The following is a 19,562-nucleotide window of genomic DNA, read 5'->3' as shown; positions in this document are numbered from 1 at the left end:
TATTATATATTTTTACCAGCTGAAGGGCAATCAATATTTTCATAGGGAAAAAAATGATCCCTTTTTAAGGAATCATTAATGATCACGGTTCACGATATAATTCAATAAATGCTTTAAAAAAGGAATATTTCTTGGAATCTCCTGTAAAGCTTCTGTTGCCTGACAGTAGTGCTCCCACATTTCCCTTTTGGCATTATCTTTGCCTAAGATAGAGACAAATGTAGAATTATTATTTCCTGTATCTTGTCCTGTAGGCTTTCCAAGCAGGTTCACATCTCCTTCTACATCAAGGAGATCATCTTTGATTTGAAAGGCAATGCCGGCATGGTGAGCGTATTTTTTCAAAGCTACCATTTCTGGTTCTTTTGCCTCCGCAAGAATGGCTGGCATAATTAAGGAAGCTTCAAACGCTAATCCTGTTTTATACATACTCAGATGATTCAGTTCATCTAAGCTTAAATACTTTCCTTTGGATCCAAGGTCCATCGCCTGCCCTTGGCACATAATTTCTGTCATTTGTGCTGAGTAATGGATTAGCTTTAATACGGTTTGGGGTTTATAAGCATAAAGAGATGCTTGCTCTTCTATCGCTTTTTGTGTCAAAAATAAACCCGTTATTTCTGCTACAGCCATATCATATACGTGGTGAAGGGTTGGCCGCCCTCTTCGAGTATCTGAATTGTCTTGAGAAGGAAGATCATCGAAAATAAGAGAAGCAGTATGCAAATATTCCAATGATTTTAATAAAGGAACAATGGATTCCTTACTTAAACCAAAGCCTTGTACCCCCATGACCAAAGCCATGATGGACCGAAGCCGTTTCCCATCGCCCTTAAGGCTGTAATTAGCTGCTTCAATAATGGATTGATTTGATACAGCTATATCCTTGTTAGGAGCTATAGGTATGATGTGATTGATTTCATCCCGGAACTCATCAATGGTATTCAAAAATTCCTCTTGCTCTTTCCTCTCGTTTCTCAGTGACGTAATGATATGATCTCGAAGTAGCTTATCAAAGAAATCAACATCATCCGCTTTTCTAACCATCTTTTGTATGAGACGATTAAACATTTGATTTTCTGTTGCAAACATCTCCATTACTTCCTTGTATTTCTTGGTACCCATTTTTTCTTTAAAGCGTTTTAAGCCATTGATAGCCCGATCCAAAATGACCTCACATGTTTTCTTATCTGACTGAAAGACCTTATGTATAAGGTAGTAGATAACGGTCCAGTACATTTCAAAAGGATTGATTAAATCACTGCGCACACCCTTATACTTCATATAATAGGTATAAGGAGTGACTGCACCATCCTTCAAATCATCAAACATATCTGCAAAATCATCCGCTAACTGATTATAGATACCATAATAGAACGTTCGATCCGAAAACCCTTCATCTTGAGGTGCATCAAGGACGGACCGAGCAATTAAACGTGAGGAAGATGATTTTAAAATGACTGGTACATACAAATCTTTATTTGTATAAGCTGCATAAGATAACTCTCTCAGCCGATCTACTTCTTGAGATTGGAAAAAAACATACGATTGCTCGAAAAATAAAGTCAGGGATTCAGGTCGTTGATGAGCTTTAATATACTCAAAAGCATCGCCCAATTCTTGATGAATAAAACGAATTAATGGTTCGTGCTTTCCTGGCCACACGCCTAGTTCAGGCACAGTCCCTGTCGTTAGTGTCGTGCGAATCAAATCCGTATACCTCTTCGTCTCTTCATCCGATAACAGCTTCGCATCAAGAAGATCGTCGATAAACGGATAGGTTAAACCATAGCAATATCCTAGCCTGATCGCTTCATCCAGCTTTCTAGACCTTTCTTCAGAAGGTTGCTTGTCATCCATCTCTTCAAGAACATGCATAAGGACACCAGCAATTATTTTGATCAGCTTCCTTTGAGCATGCTCTGCTTCCATCCCCTCTGGAATATTCTCTGAAACGGTCTTCAACTTTCCTATTAACCAGATCATGGTTAACTCAATACCTTCCTCCCTGGCCTTACGGTACAAGACCGCCATACCTAATAGGTCATTCTCGTTTTCCCCATTTAAAAGAATACTTCCCTTCCAACTATTTACCGTGCGGCTAATACTAGCTTGCGTTTCGGCAGAGTTCAGAGATTTTCCGAGGTCTCGCATATACAGATAAGAAATACTTCGGTCCAAGTAGTTCTCCAGTTTACCAGTATGCTCTAGCCATTGAAGGTAGCTTTGATACCCTTTTGAACTTGCACGTTTCTCTCGATTAGAGAACATGGATAATAGAGAATGATGACGAATATGATTGTGTTTCCACGAATGAATATCTTCCATTAAGGCTTTCGCATAGGTTTTTTTTTCAATCTCATTATAAAGTGTTTGAAAATATTGTTCGGCCTTTTCCTCGGCCTGCCGGTAACAAAGCTCTGCATTTATCATTAATTCAACAGTCATTCTGCACATTCCCTCTATAAGGATCTTCTATATGTATTTATTATCGTAGTTTCCATATAAATATTCCGATTTTTATGGTGTCATTTTATTCTATCATTATATATTTATTAGCCATAAAATTACCTTAAATTTTATTAAACCTGTTTATCAATAGGATTCTCTCGACTTTTGTCATGAAACATGTTTGCTTCTTCGAGTTTCATGTATACAATGAATGTATAACAAAGCTACCCCTTTGAAACCAAGCAATATGGATTTATTTGTGAAAGGAAAGAAGAAAATGATCAGTAAGGCAGATGTGATAGAACGGTTACGCTCTCTATTAGGGAAGGAGCTTACAAGCGTAAATGTACACGAGGCGATCTTTTGTGAAGTTAAGCATCAAAAAATACTTCGGCGTTTTCATGTTGGTACGCACACTTATGTAGAATTTAAATTGGATAAACACAATGACACACCAGAATTTGTTGATATTACCATACCAGGAAACCCAAACACGTTTCGAGTAGGTCTTGAAGAAAAGAATGGACAGCTGTTCATCGTATCTGAACCAAGAATCAACTTTTCATATTTAAGTTGATAGATACGCCCTAAGGTTGGACTTAGGGCGTTATGAACTTATCTTATTAAGTTCATCAATAAATGTAGGTCTTCTTTTATACTCTTCTTTTAAATGATCGATTAGCATTTGAAAATGGGTCGTACCACATACCTTTTTATAAAGCTTAATAAGGCTGCAAATATTTCTATATTTTTTTCGATCACCTGATTGTTCTGACTGAAGCTCAATATATTTTATGAATAGTTTATTTACCTCATCGAAGTACTCATCGACTAGATATGGATATAACTGTTTTATTGAATCCAAGTTCTTAGAACAATATTCAAGAAGATGACTACTCATTTTCTCTTCTTTTAATATTTCAACATAAGCAGATGGTGCATATCTATCCTCCTTAAAAGTCTTGACTATTTCTTCAAGAAATTCAGGCCACTCATTTGCTGAAAATAGTTGTTTTAACCTTGAGTAATATTCATACCTATTATCATATAAAAAACTTACCATGATTTCTTTTTGTTTATCTATATCACCGAGACCTTCAAAGGCTTCAAGTTGATACTTTTTCCACTCATAAATAATTCCTCTATATTGTCTATCAATTTTTATCCCTTCTTCGCACAGCTGGACCACTTCTTTGAATTTTTTTTCTTCTAACAAGTGCAAAATAGCTCTTTCTCTAAAATCACTATACTGCAAGTTAGAATAAATGAACTTCAATCCTTTTTCCTTTCCCTCTAATTGTTCAATGAGTTGAAGCTGAAGAAGTTTAATGGCTTGTGTTTCATATTTATCACTCCAGGCATCACTTTTTACTGTTTTTAACATATCCTCCAACAGTTTATTAAGCTTTATCCTTCTCTTATCCGTATCACACAGAGGTATACAGCTTCTTAAGAGATCGATTCTCCACTCGCTCCAATCGTCATAATAAGGTCGCATTGCTTCTTTCATAATGCTTAAATATAAATTTTCTTTTTGTTTCTCATCCAAACTATTAGCATGAATATCTACTGCCTGATGTATCATATTCAAACTTCCCCTGATGACATCTCCTACATAGCCATTCGAATCATCACAAAATTGAAGCATTTCTACTACACTCGATAAAACAATCATACTTAGCTGAACAGCTCTTAATGCATCAGATTCAGCTATCTTTTCTTCTGCTTTTTCTAGGGTTATATTAGCTCCCTGTAGTGCTTCATACACCTCATTCCACTGTATAAATCCACGTCGCTTGTATTGTTTAATGTACTCCTTTATTAACTTTTTACTAGATTCAACTTCATCCTTTACAGGTGTATATCTAGCCAAAAGTCTCTTCTCAATTAAAGCGTGTTCATCTGCAATATCTATGATAATTTTTAATAACTCTTGTTTATTTAATCTCGAAAGAATCGATTCTAATTCTGATTTGTTTTCTTGTATAACTAGTTGAGTAGACTCTGTTTTTTCTTCTTTTCTTCCCTTCTCATATCGTAAGGCATAAAACGCAGCTACTTGGTGCTTACAGAACTCTCCCTGGTCATATGGACAATCACAATATGTATCTTTCATCTCTCCTGTATCCGTTAGAAAAATATGAACCGTATAGTCATAGGTTCCCGAAACTTGAAAAATATAATGGTTACTATTCACTTCTTCCAACTTCTCGATGTGATCCTGGTCATAGTATTTTTTTCCACGAGCTAAGATCACTTCATTTATATTCTCTTCAAAGTTTTGAAGGTTCATTGATACTATTCCCCCTTCCCTCTTAGTATTTATTTGTATTATAAACAAAAACAGCTAGGTACTACCCAGCTGTCTAGTAAAAAATGATTGATTCTAAGCGATTAATGATTAATCGTTTTTAATCTCTGTTGAAACCTGCCAAGTCATATTGAATTTATCGGTTACCTGTCCATAAGCTGGACTCCAGAAGGTTTCTTGTAGTGGCATTAATACCTCTCCGCCATCTTGTAATTTTTCGAAAACCGCTTTTGTTTTTTCCACGCTATTAATGATAATGGCAATGGTTACTTGAGCTCCAATCGGATACGGCTGCCCAGGGAATGTATCGGAAAGCATGAGATCTGAGTTTCCTATCTTTAAATGTGCATTTAGCACTCGTTTTTTTGCTTCAGGGTGTAGGGTATTCCGGATTATCTGGCATATCCCCAAACGTCTGTACAGAAACAACCTTTGCATCTATTGCCTCTTCATAAAACTTTACCGCTTCTTGCCCGTTTCCATTCAGCACTAAATACGGATGAATTCCTAAAATCATAAGACACCTCTTTTGTTTTATTTTACAGAACACTTGTTCTATAATAGAATACCAGAATAAACCTACTTATTCAATATTTTCTATAACTAGAATTTCCATTTTCTCAAATAAAAAACCCGTACACTTTTCAAAGCGTACGGGATTCATTCTATTTTTGAATTTCTACTGAGTCTCCAGTTGCATTTTGACTATTATTTGCTTTTTCAGCTTTCTTTCCCCAATAATTTGCAAGAAGTGAGCCTGATACATTGTGCCATACGCTGAAGATTGCTCCTGGTACAGCTGCGAGTGGAGAGAAGTGTGCAGCAGCCAATGCGGCAGCAAGTCCAGAGTTTTGCATTCCCACTTCAATAGAAACCGCTTTTTGGTCACTGTAATCCATTTTCAACACTTTAGCTGCTAGGAAACCTAATAGATACCCTAATGCATTGTGTAAAATAACAACTGCTAAAATCAATAACCCACTTTCAAGAATCTTCTCTTTGCTCCCGCTAACAACCGCTGCCACAATGGCCACGATTCCGATAACAGACACTAATGGAAGAGCTTTAACGCTTTTCTCAACTTGAGTGCGGAACAAAGTTTTCACAATTAATCCTAAGATAATCGGTACAAGAACGATTTTGACAACAGATATAAACATAGCGCTTAGTGACACTGGTAACCATTTACTTGCTAATAAAAGAGTGATAGCCGGAGTTAATAACGGTGCTAATAAGGTTGAAACAGATGTAATCGATACAGATAAGGCCGTGTTCCCTCTTGCTAAATAAGTCATAACGTTAGAAGATGTTCCGCCTGGACAAGCTCCAACTAGAATCACACCTACAGCAACTTCAGGAGGTAAACCAAGTCCATATGCCAGTCCAAATGCTAGTAATGGCATGATTAAATACTGTGCCAATACGCCGATAAATACGGATTTGGGATGCCTGAAAACCTCTTTAAAATCATTAACCGATAATGTCATACCCATTCCAAACATGATCACTCCCAATAATAATGGGATATGAGGACCAATCCAAGTAAAACCTGTAGGAAATAATAATGCCAACCCTGCAAAAAGTAGCACCCAATAAGCAAAGGTATTACCTGCAAAGATTCCTGCTTTTTCTAATGCTTTCATAGTTGTATACCCCCTGTGAAAAAATATAGTTTTCATTATACTCCAAACATTTATAATTTTGTAATATTTTTTGACAAATTTTTTTAGTAAAATTTTATAATAAAAAAATGAGAACCCTTACATGCTTATTGGCTCTCATTTTCCCTATGAAAAATTATTTTATTTTAAACGACCATTTTGTTTCCGAACAGTACACTTGATCTTTCTCTATCACTGTACTCGGAAAGTGTGAATGATGAATAGCATCAGGAACTCCTTGTGTCTCCAAACATAATCCTAAGTATTTTTCTGACTTTCTACCACGAATGTCATAATCGTTTCCTAGCTGTGTGCCAGTATAGAGGACAACGGCCGGTTCATTCGTTTCAACAACTAATAGACGGCCACTCTCTTCATCATATAATGTGATTGGTTCTGACTGGTTACTTCTTAACATAAAGGGATGATCATAGCCATTGCCAACGAGTACGTTTTGAGGATGTTCTGAAACCACTCCTTCTTGAATCTTCCTACCGTCACGAAAATCAAATACTGTATGATCGACATGTATCAATTCGCCAGTTGGAATTAAAGAATCATTTAATTCAAGAAAGTGATCACTCTTTATCTTCAGTGTGTGATCCAAGGCGGTTCGTTTTAAGTCACCACTCAAGTTAAAATACGTATGATTTGTCATATTAAGGACGGTTCGTGCATCACTCATTCCTTCATAGCTAAGAAGAATCTCATTCGCATTTGTTACTGTATATGTGACTGATACACGTACATTTCCAGGATAGCCTTCTTCTCCTTCCTTGCTTTCGTATCGATAACAAAGACTGACTGAATCCTTTTCTTGCACTACTTCAACATCCCAGACCTTTTGATCAAACCCTTTTAATCCACCATGCAGATGATTTCCATTGTTATTTTTGGCTAGTTCATAGGTGATTCCGTCGAGTTCAATACAACCTCCAGCAATCCTGCCAGCATGTCTTCCAATGACAGAACCAAAATAAGCTGAATTCGCTTGATACTCTTCGACTGTATCAAACCCTAACACAACGTTTTCAAGGTTCCCTCTCTTGTCTGGTACCACAATTCTCGTAATGGTACACCCATAGTTGAGAGAGGTGACTTGCATGCCTGCCGCATTTTCAATCGTATGTGCTACGATGGTTTGACCATCGTGCCTGCCAACTACTGACTCTGATATTTTCATAGGATTGCCTCCATTTATAAACTCTCGCAGAAACATCGAAAGGCCACTTGACCATTTGTATCTCTTTTAAATACTCCCGCATCCTCAAGCACTCGTTGGAATTTCAAGCCTACTTCTCTTCTTAGCATTTCTTCTGCCGTATCATCCGACCATTCTGTTCCGTACTTACTCTTTAATTCCTGAGCCCATGAGAGATGATAGTCTTTTACTCGTTCAGACCTTCCTAATAAATACGCTTTTACTTCCTCTAATTCTTCCTTCAATCTAGCAGGGAGAACCGCAAGACCCATGACCTCTATTAATCCAATATTCTCTTTCTTTATGTGATGAACATCGCTGTGCGGATGGAAGATTCCTAACGGATGCTTTTCACTCGTTCGGTTATTTCTTAACACTAAATCTATCTCAAATTGCCCTTCTCTCATCCTAGCAATTGGAGTAATCGTATTATGCGGCGTGTCTCCGGAAAAGGCATGAATATCCACCTTTTCATCTGAGTAACCCTTCCAGCTAGTCAAAATATAATCCGCTGCTTGAATGAGTTCTTCTTTCATTCGTGATCGTAAGCGAATAACCGACATCGGCCACTTGACCGTTGCCGCAGATACATTTAAGAATTTCTTCATCTGAAAAGAATACTCTTCGTCGGCTCGTGCCATCGCAAACTCATAATTCCCTCCTTGGTAGTGATCATGAGTTAAAATCGATCCACCTACAATGGGAAGATCCGCGTTTGAGCCAACGAAATAATGTGGAAACTTTTCGACGAACGATAGTAATCTTTCAAATCCTTTTCGGGATATTTTCATATCTCGATGCTCTTTGGAGAGCACGATACAATGTTCGTTATAATACACATATGGTGAATACTGAAGATACCAGGGCTCACCCTCTAACTCTAGTCGAATCATTCGATGATTGGAGCGAGCTGGGTGTCCAATTCGACCCTCGTAGCCCTCGTTCTCCTCACATAGAAGACATTTCGGATACTGCACATCCTGCTTTTTCTCTTTTTCCAGGGCAATTTGCTTTGGATCCTTTTCTGGCTTCGACAGATTGATGGTAATATCTAATTCTCCGTATGGCGTGTCTGTTTTATAACTAATGTTCTTTGCAATACTTTTTGTTTGGATATAATTGCTGTTTTGACTTAATTGATAAAAGTACTCTGTTGCGCAGGTTGGATCTTTTTCATAATTTCGATAAAAACGGCGATTCACATCCGAAGGTCTTTGAACTAGAACATTCATGAGCTTGCTTGAAAAGATTTCTTTATCTGCATCGAGGATTCCAACCATTCTTTTTTCAAAAGCATACTGAACCATTTGCTCTAATATCTCTGGAATACTTACTCCCTTTATCCCATCCATTTTCTCAGGAAATTCAGCTAGTTGTAAAAGAGACATGAGTTGGTTTCTTGCATATATTTCATCTTCTCGATCAATCATTTCACATTCCATTGATTGATCAAGTAGTGATTGAATCAAAGCATGTATTTCCATGAAGTGTTTCTCCTTCCGTTACTTTTCGTACCCATTTGGATGTGACTGATGCCAGCTCCATGCGTCCTCAATAATTTGATCAATATTTGTACGCATAGGGCTCCAACCTAGAATCTGTTTTGCTTTTTCAGAAGAAGCAATTAACGTTGCTGGATCACCTGCTCTTCTTGCCACGATTTTTTCAGGGATAGCATGCCCTGTAATTTTCCTTGCTGTCTCAATAATTTCCAACACGGAGAATCCTTGGTTACTGCCAAGATTAAATACATTGCTTTCTCCACCATTTTCTAAATACTTTAAAGCAAGAATATGGGCAGCAATTAAATCCTCTACATGAACATAATCACGGATACACGTTCCATCGGGTGTATCGTAGTCATCCCCGAACACAGAGATGAACTCTCTTTGTTCAAGAGCCACTTGTAACACTAACGGAATGAGATGAGTTTCTGGTGTATGGTCTTCTCCCACTTCTCCAGTAGCTCTTGCTCCCGCCACATTAAAGTAGCGAAGCGCAACAAACTTCATATCGTAAGCACCATTGCACCATTTCAGCATTTTTTCCATGGTTAACTTCGTCTCTCCATAGGCATTGGTCGGAAGTGTTGGAGTATCCTCTGTAATCGGCATGATTTTTTGATCACCATACGTGGCTGCAGTTGATGAGAAGACAATATTTTTCACATCGAAGGCATTCATCACTTCCAGTAATACTTGCGTCCCATATACATTATTATCAAAATACAGTAGTGGCTTTTCCATCGATTCACCAACAAGGGAATTGGCTGCAAAATGGAGAACCCCTTCAATTTTTTCCTTTTGAAAAACAGAGGTTAAAAATTCTTTCTCTCTTATATCACCTTTATAAAAAATAGCTTGAGGATGAACGGCCTGTTCATGCCCGGTTTGAAGATTATCAATCACAACCACCTTGTATCCTTGATCGATTAGCTGGTGTACTGCGTGCGAACCAATATATCCTGCCCCTCCTAATACTAATACGCTCATCGTATCAACTCTCCCTTAAGTTCTTTCGTTCCGTCCCCAATACTCGCTACATAGAAGGTTGCTTCATATCCAATTCTCTCTTTATAGCTTTCACCGACTTCTTTAATAAACAAATCAACACAATTCTTGTCTACAAGAGCAATGGCACAGCCTCCAAACCCTGCCCCCGTCATTCTGGCACCTATTGTCCCTTCTTGACTCCAAGCCGCACTTACAAGTGTATCTAGTTCAATTCCTGTTACTTCGTAATCATCTTTAAGAGAAGTATGAGAAGCATTCATCAGTTCTCCAAAGTAAGCAAGATTTTCATCTTTTAGAGCTGTCAACGCCTTAATCGTACGAGCATTTTCATACACGGCATGCTTTGCTCGTTTTTCTAGAAGTTCATCTCCAATCAACTCACGATTGGCCTCAAATTGTTCTTCCGTTAAACTACCTAATGCCTCGATGTTCAATTTAGCTTGTAAACGATGAAGGGCTTCTTCACATTGTGCTCGGCGCTCGTTGTACTTCGAGTCGGCTAATTCTCGACGCTTATTCGTATTCATAATAATAATTTTGTGGTTTTCTAGATTAAGAGGCGCATATTCGTAAGTAAGAGTCTGACAGTCTAGTAATATTCCACAGTTTTCTTTCCCCATGCCAATCGCAAACTGATCCATGATGCCACTGTTGACACCAATAAACTTGTTTTCTACCTTCTGTCCAAGCTTCACCAGCTCTACTCGGGCGATTTTCAGATTGTATACCTCATCAAGTATGACTCCCATCAACATTTCTAGTGACGCAGAAGACGACAGACCCGCACCATTTGGAATGTTCCCATGGATCAAAAGTTCAAATCCGTTTCGAAGAGCACCGAAGCTCTCCTGGACGTAGCGAATCATTCCTTTTGGATAATTGGCCCAATTATGAGCGGTATCATATTCCAAAGCGTCAAGTGAGAATTCAATGATTCCCTTGTCCGGGAAGTTCTCTGAATACAGTCGCACCAAACGATCTTCCCTTTCCCTTACCACTCCATACGTTCCGAAGGTGATGGCAGCCGGAAACACATTTCCTCCATTGTAATCCGTGTGCTCCCCAATAAGATTAATTCGCCCTGGTGAAAAAAAGAGGCGAACCTGATCTTCTACTTTAAATATCTCTACAAACTTATTAAATAATTCGTGTTTTTCCATGGTTATCATCCTTCCACTTTCTCAAGTAAGAATCTAATCAATATCTTTAAAAATAGGTTAAATATCAGATAAATGAAAACGTCTACACTATCCATTTTATTCTTTAAGTAAATTTTAGTCAATGTTTTAGTAAAATTTTTATCATTAAAAAGACGCCTTTACATACACTTTTTGCAAGGCATGTCCAAAGGAATGCATATCTACTTCTGTAGCAGTAAAAAATAAGACAGAGGTGAGAACAAGTGGAAAATGATCATTTAAAACTTACAGCTTCCGAGATCGGAACACTTTGGGGTGAGTATGTAAACGGAACAATGATTGAAGTAGTAAATAGGTATATGCTTTCTATTTTGGAGGATGAATCAATAAAAAAGGTTTTTGAAATGGCTATCGAGACATGGGAAAAGCAAAAGAAGCAGATTGTTTCCTTCATTGAGAAAGAGGGTTTTCCCGTTCCTATTGGTTTTAATGAGTCCGACCTTAATAAAGGTGTAGAGAGATTATTTTCTGATACATTCTGCTTAAATTATCTACATATTATGACGATAAATGGTTTGTGGGGTCATACAACTGCTTTAAGTGTTTCTGTCAGAAAAGATCTTCGGGAATTTTACAACTCATGTGATGATGATGCAAAAAGAATGTACGATTTAACCATTGAGCTATTGCTGAACAAAGGAAAATTTCAAAGAGACCCGTATTTCTATCCTAGCGAGAGCCCTGAGTTTATTTCTACTAATGATTTTATAGATGGATTCTTCGGAAAAGGAAGGCAATTATCTGCTTCAGAATTAATTAGTCTTTCTCTTAACATTAAAAAGAGCATTATGGCAAAATCCCTTTCCATTGGATTCAGTCAAGTCACAGGTTCAAAGGAAGTAAGAAAGTTTTTCGAGGAACTAGAAGAAGCGACAGATGGGAACATACAAGCTCTTTCAAAAATAATGAACAAAGATAATTTGCCAGTTCCAATGTCGTGGGAATCAGAGGTAACCATGTCAAAAGAATCTCCTTTTTCAGATAAATTAATGCTATACCATATGGGGTTCTTGGCTCAGGCTGCACAAGTATATTACGGGACAGGCCTAGCAACGGCCATGCGAACAGACTTAGGTGCCGTATATGAAAAAGCCATTCTAAAAACATTAGCCCTTACTAAAAACTGGTTTGATATGATGGTGAAGAACAAATGGTTAGAACAGCCACCACTTGCTCCCAATAGAAAAGAACTGGCACAAGATAAATAATCTGCTTCTCAAATTAAACTACTGTATCAGACATTCTATTGAATCTATTAAAAAGGATTGTTGAGCAAGATTATTTATGCTCTTTAGATCCTTTTTTTATTCCAATCGGCTAATACTATTCAATATAATTTCTAAAAATAAAAAATGCTGCTCTATATAGCAGCTAAACTAAATGGTTTTTACAGCTTTGGTCTTGTAAGATGAGCCTCAAATAAGTCTATAATTTCTAAAAATCTCTCGGCTTCTCTAAATGTATGGTCTGCTAAGAGTGGGTGAATATTGCTTTTAATTCGGCAGGCTTCAATTAACTCTCTTGCTGTCTTCTTAAAGTCTCTTAAAGATAAAACTGAGACTCTATTTTGGTCCAAGAATTGATCTAAAATGGGCACCGTTTCAGACTGTGGTCTCATGGAGTCTAAATCAACTGCCTGGAATACTAATTGGTCGAAATCATGGCTAAACTCGTTAGCTTGTTCTACCAGTTTTCTTTCGGAAGGATCTAAAAGATGCCCAATAAATTTTGCATGATCAGCCATTATCTTTAAAAAGAATAGGTTTTCTTGAATAATCGTATCTGGTTGGGGGGCGAGTTTTCCTTCGTTTAGTTCCTTCAGTCTATTCGCAAAATAAGCTGCTTCTCTGCTTACATGGTCAACTAATAATGGAAAATTATTTGTCCGAATTTCACAACGTAGAGTTAATCCTAACACTTTCCTTTTATAACTCCAAATCGCAACTGCTGCTTGATAAACCTCGTTATTAAAAGCTTGAATTTGACGTACATCTGTGTTTACAGAAAACCTGGCCAACTTTTCCTCGATTCGTTCAAATAAGGTAATAAATTGTTGTGCTTCTGTAATTAATTGCTGCTGTTCATAAGTAAATCCTAAGCTTAAAAATAAAGCATGTTCTTTCATGATTCTAGACCAAAACTGTATTTCGTCCAATGACCTAGCGACAATAGGATTAGCCATTGTACCCACCCCTTATGCAGACTGACTTCACCCCCATCATATGTTTGTGTATTTGTCCGTATTCTTGCTATTATTTGATATCACTTCTTACTACTTTTTCACCTTCTCAATAAAACTCCTTTAATCATTATTACCTCCTATTAAGGGAATATTATTGATACTGTCACAATTTATAGGAGGACCTAAATATGGCATTAGAATCCAATATGGAACATAAAACGATTTGTTTCAGTGAATACGATGAATTAAAACGAGTAATTTGCTGCCAGCCGCAGTACATGACGATCAGGGATGTGATTAATGAGACCCAAAAGCACTTTCAAAACGAAGGAATACATATAGAAACTGCATTAGAACAGCATCATCAAATGGTCCAGACGATGCGGAATCACGGCATTGAAGTTATTTTACTTCCTTACCATAAGAAATACCCGGAACAGGTTTTTACAAGGGACATAGGGTTTACACTTGGACATACGGTGTTTGTAGCTGATATGGCAAGTGACGTGAGGCAGGGAGAAGATAATGTATTAAAGCAGTGGCTGGAGGATGAAGGATTTTCCTACTATAATATTGTAGGAGATCAGATTGAAGGCGGAGATGTCATTATCGACAGGGACACCGTGTACATTGGGTTGAGTGATCGAACCAGCCAGCAGGCAGTTGATCATTTAAAACATCTTCTGCCCCAGTTTGATGTTAAAGGCATCGAGTTCAAGGCAGAATATTTACATTTAGACTGTGTCTTTAATGTTGTATCACCAGAGCTAGCGCTGATCTTCCCAGAAGCTTTGACAAAAGAGGATTTTGACATATTTGGATCAAGATATGAATTGATTGAAGTATCTGATGAGGAACAGTTCACCCTTGGGACTAATGTGCTCGGTATAGGAAACAAGCGAATCTTGAGCTTGCCAGTAAATAAAAATGTAAATAAGCAGCTTCGTGACCGTGGATTCGAAGTAATAGAAGTTGATATCACTGAAATTATTAAGTCAGGAGGCTCTTTCCGCTGCTGTACGCTGCCTATTCTTAGATCAAGGTAAACGTTCAAGAATAACTTTCTCATAAAAGGATGTCCATCAAAGCTAGGTATAATGGACATCCTAAAAATCACCAATAGAATTTATCAACTACACAAATCACATTGTGCTAGTGTCAATTACGAACCGGTACTTCACATCTGAAGCTAGTACACGTTCGTAGGCTTCATCAATTTGGTCTGCCGAAATGACTTCAATAGAAGGGACAATGTTGTGTTCTGCGCAGAAGTCTAACATTTCCTGAGTCTCACGAATGCCTCCAATCATTGAACCTGCAAAAGAGCGACGGTGGCCGATAAGAGAGAACACATTTACTGGCAATGGCTCTGCAGGCGCACCAACATTTACTAAAGTACCATCTAGTGTTAACAGTGAGAGATACGCACTAATGTCAATTTTTGCACTTACCGTGTTAATAATTAAGTCAAAGGTTCCGGCGAGCTCCTTGAATGTTTCTGGGTCGTTTGTGGCATAGTAGCTGTCCGCTCCAAATTGCAAACCATCTTCCTTTTTACTCAAAGTTTGCGAAAGGACGGTAACTTCCGCACCCATGGCGTGTGCAATCTTGACAGCCATATGACCAAGACCGCCCAGACCAACAACCGCTACTTTCTTCCCTGGACCAGCTCCCCAATGATTTAATGGGGAATATGTCGTAATCCCTGCACAAAGTAATGGTGCTGCAACATCAAGCTCAATACCATCAGGAATTCTGACTACGAAGTCCTCCGTTACCACAATGTGAGTAGAATAGCCACCTTGAGTAGGTTCACCATATTTGTCAACACCCGCGTAGGTAGGAACATTTCCTTTAAGACAGTATTGTTCTTCCCCTTTACGGCAATTCTCACAGTCGCCACAAGAATCAACCATACATCCGACCCCTACCCGGTCACCTACCTTATACTTTGTCACCTCTTTTCCTACATCAGTAACAATTCCTGCAATTTCATGTCCGGGTACTAGAGGATAATTCACTTCACCCCATTCGCCGTGTGCAGTATGGATGTCAGAGTGGCATATGCCTGCATATTTAATTTCAATTAGAACATCGTGTAAATCAAGGTCACGTCTTTTAATTTCAGCCACTCGAAACGGTTGGTCTGGACCATCGACTGCTCTCGCTTTAGCTATTGTCATTTGTATAAACCTCCACTATACTTTGATTTTTCTAGAGAATCGACTAGGATCAGATGTAACATCCCTTTATTCTCTTGCAAATCTAGAATAGGCCCTATAGTTAACTCTAGGTCAAGCATAAGTTTGTGAAGAATACGACATATATTAAACTTTGACGTTGGGTATACAGAATGATAAAATCTTGCTAAAACATAGAGTTAACTCGAAGTCTATAAATAGATAAAAGGAGATAATTGACGATGACCTATTCTATAAGCGAAGTTGCAAAAGAATTAGATCTAACAGTATATGCCTTACGATACTACGATAAGGAGGGTCTAATGCCTTTTGTGGAACGTACTCCTAGTGGAACTCGTTTATTTAAAGACTCTGATATTGAAGCACTAAAAATTATTCAATGTCTAAAATCTACGGGGATGCCTATTAAAGAAATTAAAGGATTCATCGAATGGTGTTCAGAGGGAGATTCCACCTTACAACAAAGATATGACATGTTCTTGGAGAGAAAAGCGATTGTGGAAGCACAGTTGGAAGAACTGAATAAGACTATGGAGGTCATAAATCATAAATGCAATTATTACAAGACGGCCTTGAATGCAGGAACGGAAGAAATTCATAAAATCAATAAAATAGGAAATTTTTAATAAACCGAAAAAATGGCATACTCCATTCGTATGCCATTTCGATTTATTTCTAACTGTTAGGGAATTCACTAAAAACTACTGTCACGAATAATCAGCTCTGTTCCCAGCTGCACCTTCTTGGACACTTTACGTCCCATCACTCGTTCCATGACTAAATCAACCGCTACTTCTCCCATCATTTCGGTATGGACCTTCAATGTTGAGAGTGATGGATAAATATATTTTGAAACACTAATATCATTCAAACCAATGATATTCACTCTGTCTGGAACTACGATATTTTCTTCGTGCAATGCTCGGAGGGCTCCGATGGCAAGAAGGTCATTTCCCGCAAAAAAGGCCGTTGGTAACGCTTCTTGGTGTTCAAGGATCGCTTGTTTCATTAATCGATATCCGTCGTCCACTGAGAAAGATCCTGTATAAATAAAGCTTTCGTTCCACAGTCTCTTTTCATTCATATAACTATAAAATGTCTTTTCCCGAAGGTCTGCGATCTCACCTGATTGATCTCTGTAGTATTCTCTACCACCAATATACCCAATGGAATGGTGTCCTTTATCTAACAGGTGATCGACGATCTTTTTCGTAGCCTTATCAAAGTCTGTAATTACTGAATCATACGAATCATCCATCAAACTATGGTCAACTAAAACGATGTGTTCGGTAATCTCCGCTAGAGCCCGCACTTGGTTTTCGCTGAACTTACCTATGGCGATAATTCCTTGAATATTTTCCTGCTTTAACTCCTCAATATCATTGTAAAAATACTTTACGATTTGTGCATCCAGCTGCTGACATCTTGTTTCTATTCCAAACCGTATTGACATATAATATAAATCTTCGAGTTCCTCTTTCTCTGTATACCAATGAACAATCGCAAACTTTGAAGGGCTAGACTTTCGTACAACCCGACGTTTATATTCGAGCTTTTCTGCGACTTCAAATATCTTTTTCCTTGTCTCATCCGTAACCGAAAGCGAAGAATCATAGTTCAATACACGTGAAACAGTAGCAATGGATACACCGGCCTTTTCTGCAATATCTTTGATCGTGGCCATATCAATCACCTCTATCTCGCTAATCTCATATATTTATCATTCCATATCCCTATATAAAAAGAAAGGGTTAATTAGAAAATGAAACAAAGTCTGCCCCCCTATCAAGGAGGTCAGACCTTGTTTAGTTGATATCTTTTACCTTGTATAAGTAAAAATCATCTACACTTCCCCATGCCCCGCCATCTGCTCTTATGCTAGCACCAATCGTAATCGTTCCATCTAGCACAAGAATATCAGTCACTACCGGTTGACTCCAGTTCACCCAGCCATTAACAGAGGTTTGGATTTTGAATTCTTGATCACCAGACAATGCGTACAAATGCATATCCGAGTTATTGGCATCTCCCCCTTGTAAAAACATCGAAAGATTATAGTAACCAGGCTCTAGACCAGTAATTTTCTGTTCTACAGAAAAATTCACTTCTTCTCCAGAATAAAAATGTAGTGAATAGTTCCCAGACTTGGCATCAGCAGCCTTATTTTGAAAATCGGTATGTGGTGCTGTTCCATTCTTATATAGGATGTTCCACATACTTCGATCATTTTCCTCAAATCCTGAATTCATCACAAAGTTTTCCGGGAAGATTGTAAGATGTAGTTTGACTGTTCCTCCACCTTCTACCTCACCGTTTATTTCATAGGTACCCACACCATTTTGAATGGCTTGTTTCACAACTTCTTCATCCCATGTGACACGTACAACCCCCGAGGTCCCATTATTGTAGGTAACCTGTACAGTTGTTGGCAATGTGATCTCTTCTCCTGCAATAACACTTAAAGAAACATCCTTTATTTCGTCAATTTTCAAAGGGGCTACCGACCCTGTATCAACATATTTAAATACATTCAGAGACGATAATGGACGACCGTAAAAATCAAACAGTGCTTGATTATCAACCGCGCTTCCTCCATACCAGTGGCCTGCATCTTCCGGATCGTATTCTGCCGCATAGCTTGTCGCCCAGCCTGATCCATATTTTTCCCATAATTTTTGGTTTTTCTTTAGCTTTTTATCTGGGGCAGCTGGAATCCAAGCGGGCTCCCAATAAAAAACGCCAATTCCCGCTTCACCTACATTAGCCACTGCCTCGATTACATCCCGAACAGCAGTCGCTTGACCTTGTACCGTGATTGGATAATTTAATGTTTGCCCTGAATCCTTTGGTGCTGTATTTCCATGGCCGTCTCCATCCTCTTTTGTATAGGTATAGGACGTTTCTGCTACCATCACTTGCTTTCCATATGCACTAGCCACATTCTTTAGAACAGAGGTCAAATTAGTTAAAGTTCCGTGCCAGAAAGGATAGTAGGAGCTTGCAAATACATCATAGTCCACTTCATTTTCTTGAAGTGTCTTCGCGATAGAAGCGTATCTACCTGAAGTCTCTGGATTGGTAAAGTGTAAGGCTACTAATATGTTAGAATCAAGTTCTCTTACGGCTTTGCTTCCCGCATTGAATAATTGGCTCATCGCTTCCCAATTTTTTTCTCCTGCAAGACCACCATTTGTTTCGTTTCCGATTTGCACCATGCCAATATCGATTCCTTCATCCATCATGGCTTGTAAGCTCTCTTTAGTATAATCATAGAGCGCTACCTTCTTTTCCTCCAAGTTCAGGTTCTTCCAAGCCTTCGGCGCCTGCTGTTTCGCTGGGTCCGCCCAGAAATCTGAGTAATGGAAGTCCACTAATAGTTTCATGTTATTGGCGGTCGCTCTTTTTCCAATTTCAATTGCCTTTTCTATATCATTATTTCCGCCGCCATACCCACGGCCCTTTGAATCGTAAGGGTCATTCCATACTCGTACACGAACATAATTCACTCCTGCATCATTTAACGTTTTAAAGATGTCCTGCTTTTTTCCTGCTTCATTATAAAATTTGACCCCACTGTCTTCTAACGCAATAATACTCGACACGTCTACCCCTTTAATAAAGTCCTCATCGATTCCTGCTACTCTTTTTACGAAAATATCACTTGCAACTGGATTTACCTGTGCATCCCCTTCGCTAGGATGAAATAAAACGGAACTTATGATTAATGTAAATGCTAGCAATCTAGCGAACATCCTATTCATCTCTCTCATACTCTCCTCACCTTTATCAAAAATTTCTTATATTAATGGAAATCATGCTAAGATGTGTATTCGAGTAGTAAAC

15 protein-coding genes and 1 pseudogene are annotated in these 19,562 nt (G+C 38.3%); 4 read left to right on the top strand and 12 right to left on the bottom strand.

Going from position 1 to position 19,562, the window contains the following annotated elements; translation table 11 throughout:
- Window positions 1-75: 75 nt before the first annotated feature.
- Window positions 76-2,448 (bottom strand): polyprenyl synthetase family protein, encoded by a 2,373-nt coding sequence (locus MKX65_RS04400; RefSeq protein ID WP_340902558.1) that lies wholly within the window; start codon window positions 2,446-2,448, stop codon window positions 76-78.
- A gap of 280 nt (window positions 2,449-2,728) precedes the next feature.
- On the opposite strand from MKX65_RS04400, the gene MKX65_RS04395 reads away from it, so the two are divergent.
- The gene (locus MKX65_RS04395) at window positions 2,729-3,028 is read left to right on the top strand and encodes a hypothetical protein (protein WP_340902556.1); all 300 of its coding nucleotides are present in this window, start codon (window positions 2,729-2,731) and stop codon (window positions 3,026-3,028) included.
- Between the two features lie 30 nt (window positions 3,029-3,058).
- Here MKX65_RS04395 and MKX65_RS04390 read toward each other — a convergent pair whose 3' ends face one another.
- From MKX65_RS04390 to MKX65_RS04360, 7 genes and pseudogenes are all read right to left on the bottom strand, one after another.
- Window positions 3,059-4,744: an SWIM zinc finger family protein gene (locus MKX65_RS04390; RefSeq protein WP_340902555.1), complete on the bottom strand. Its 1,686-nt coding sequence runs from the start codon at window positions 4,742-4,744 to the stop codon at window positions 3,059-3,061.
- A gap of 108 nt (window positions 4,745-4,852) precedes the next feature.
- Window positions 4,853-5,279: pseudogene (locus MKX65_RS04385) on the bottom strand (VOC family protein).
- 148 nt (window positions 5,280-5,427) lie between these two features.
- Window positions 5,428-6,405 (bottom strand): bile acid:sodium symporter family protein, encoded by a 978-nt coding sequence (locus MKX65_RS04380; RefSeq protein ID WP_340902554.1) that lies wholly within the window; start codon window positions 6,403-6,405, stop codon window positions 5,428-5,430.
- A 154-nt stretch (window positions 6,406-6,559) separates the two neighbouring features.
- The gene (locus tag MKX65_RS04375) at window positions 6,560-7,606 is read right to left on the bottom strand and encodes an aldose epimerase family protein (protein WP_340902553.1); all 1,047 of its coding nucleotides are present in this window, start codon (window positions 7,604-7,606) and stop codon (window positions 6,560-6,562) included.
- Window positions 7,607-7,620: 14 nt separating this feature from the next.
- A complete protein-coding gene (galT, locus tag MKX65_RS04370) occupies window positions 7,621-9,108 on the bottom strand; it encodes a UDP-glucose--hexose-1-phosphate uridylyltransferase (RefSeq protein WP_340902551.1) in 1,488 nt (495 codons plus the stop codon).
- Window positions 9,109-9,126: 18 nt separating this feature from the next.
- Window positions 9,127-10,116, bottom strand: coding sequence for a UDP-glucose 4-epimerase GalE (gene galE / locus MKX65_RS04365; RefSeq protein ID WP_340902550.1), 990 nt, complete (start codon window positions 10,114-10,116; stop codon window positions 9,127-9,129).
- Complete coding sequence (locus MKX65_RS04360; RefSeq protein WP_340902548.1) at window positions 10,113-11,297, bottom strand: galactokinase; 1,185 nt, start codon at window positions 11,295-11,297, stop codon at window positions 10,113-10,115. Before MKX65_RS04360 ends, galE begins: the two co-directional genes overlap by 4 nt.
- Before the next feature lie 242 nt (window positions 11,298-11,539).
- Between MKX65_RS04360 and MKX65_RS04355 the strand changes: the two genes are divergently transcribed.
- Window positions 11,540-12,544, top strand: a complete 1,005-nt coding sequence (locus MKX65_RS04355) for a DUF3231 family protein (RefSeq protein WP_340902545.1) — start codon at window positions 11,540-11,542, stop codon at window positions 12,542-12,544.
- 179 nt (window positions 12,545-12,723) lie between these two features.
- Here the strand turns inward: MKX65_RS04355 and MKX65_RS04350 are convergent, their stop codons facing one another.
- Entirely contained in the window at window positions 12,724-13,518 is a 795-nt protein-coding gene (locus MKX65_RS04350; protein WP_340902544.1) for a DUF2935 domain-containing protein, read from the bottom strand.
- Window positions 13,519-13,706: 188 nt separating this feature from the next.
- On the opposite strand from MKX65_RS04350, the gene MKX65_RS04345 reads away from it, so the two are divergent.
- Window positions 13,707-14,564 carry a dimethylarginine dimethylaminohydrolase family protein gene (locus MKX65_RS04345; protein WP_340902541.1) on the top strand — a complete coding sequence of 286 codons (858 nt, stop codon included), beginning with the start codon at window positions 13,707-13,709 and terminating at the stop codon, window positions 14,562-14,564.
- A gap of 96 nt (window positions 14,565-14,660) precedes the next feature.
- Here MKX65_RS04345 and MKX65_RS04340 read toward each other — a convergent pair whose 3' ends face one another.
- On the bottom strand, window positions 14,661-15,701 hold the full coding sequence (locus tag MKX65_RS04340) for an NAD(P)-dependent alcohol dehydrogenase (RefSeq protein ID WP_340902539.1): 1,041 nt from the start codon (window positions 15,699-15,701) through the stop codon (window positions 14,661-14,663).
- A 239-nt stretch (window positions 15,702-15,940) separates the two neighbouring features.
- Between MKX65_RS04340 and MKX65_RS04335 the strand changes: the two genes are divergently transcribed.
- Window positions 15,941-16,345, top strand: coding sequence for a MerR family transcriptional regulator (locus MKX65_RS04335; protein WP_340902538.1), 405 nt, complete (start codon window positions 15,941-15,943; stop codon window positions 16,343-16,345).
- Between the two features lie 68 nt (window positions 16,346-16,413).
- Here MKX65_RS04335 and MKX65_RS04330 read toward each other — a convergent pair whose 3' ends face one another.
- Window positions 16,414-17,403 carry a LacI family DNA-binding transcriptional regulator gene (locus MKX65_RS04330; protein ID WP_340902537.1) on the bottom strand — a complete coding sequence of 330 codons (990 nt, stop codon included), beginning with the start codon at window positions 17,401-17,403 and terminating at the stop codon, window positions 16,414-16,416.
- 121 nt (window positions 17,404-17,524) lie between these two features.
- The gene (locus MKX65_RS04325) at window positions 17,525-19,480 is read right to left on the bottom strand and encodes a glycosyl hydrolase 53 family protein (protein WP_340902536.1); all 1,956 of its coding nucleotides are present in this window, start codon (window positions 19,478-19,480) and stop codon (window positions 17,525-17,527) included.
- Window positions 19,481-19,562 lie beyond the last annotated feature (82 nt).

It is taken from the genome of Robertmurraya sp. FSL R5-0851 (assembly GCF_038002965.1).
In the GTDB taxonomy this organism is placed as follows: Bacteria; Bacillota; Bacilli; order Bacillales; family Cytobacillaceae; genus Robertmurraya_A; species Robertmurraya_A beringensis.
Note: the sequence above shows the minus strand (reverse complement) of the source record. Positions and strands in the feature narration are given on the sequence as shown.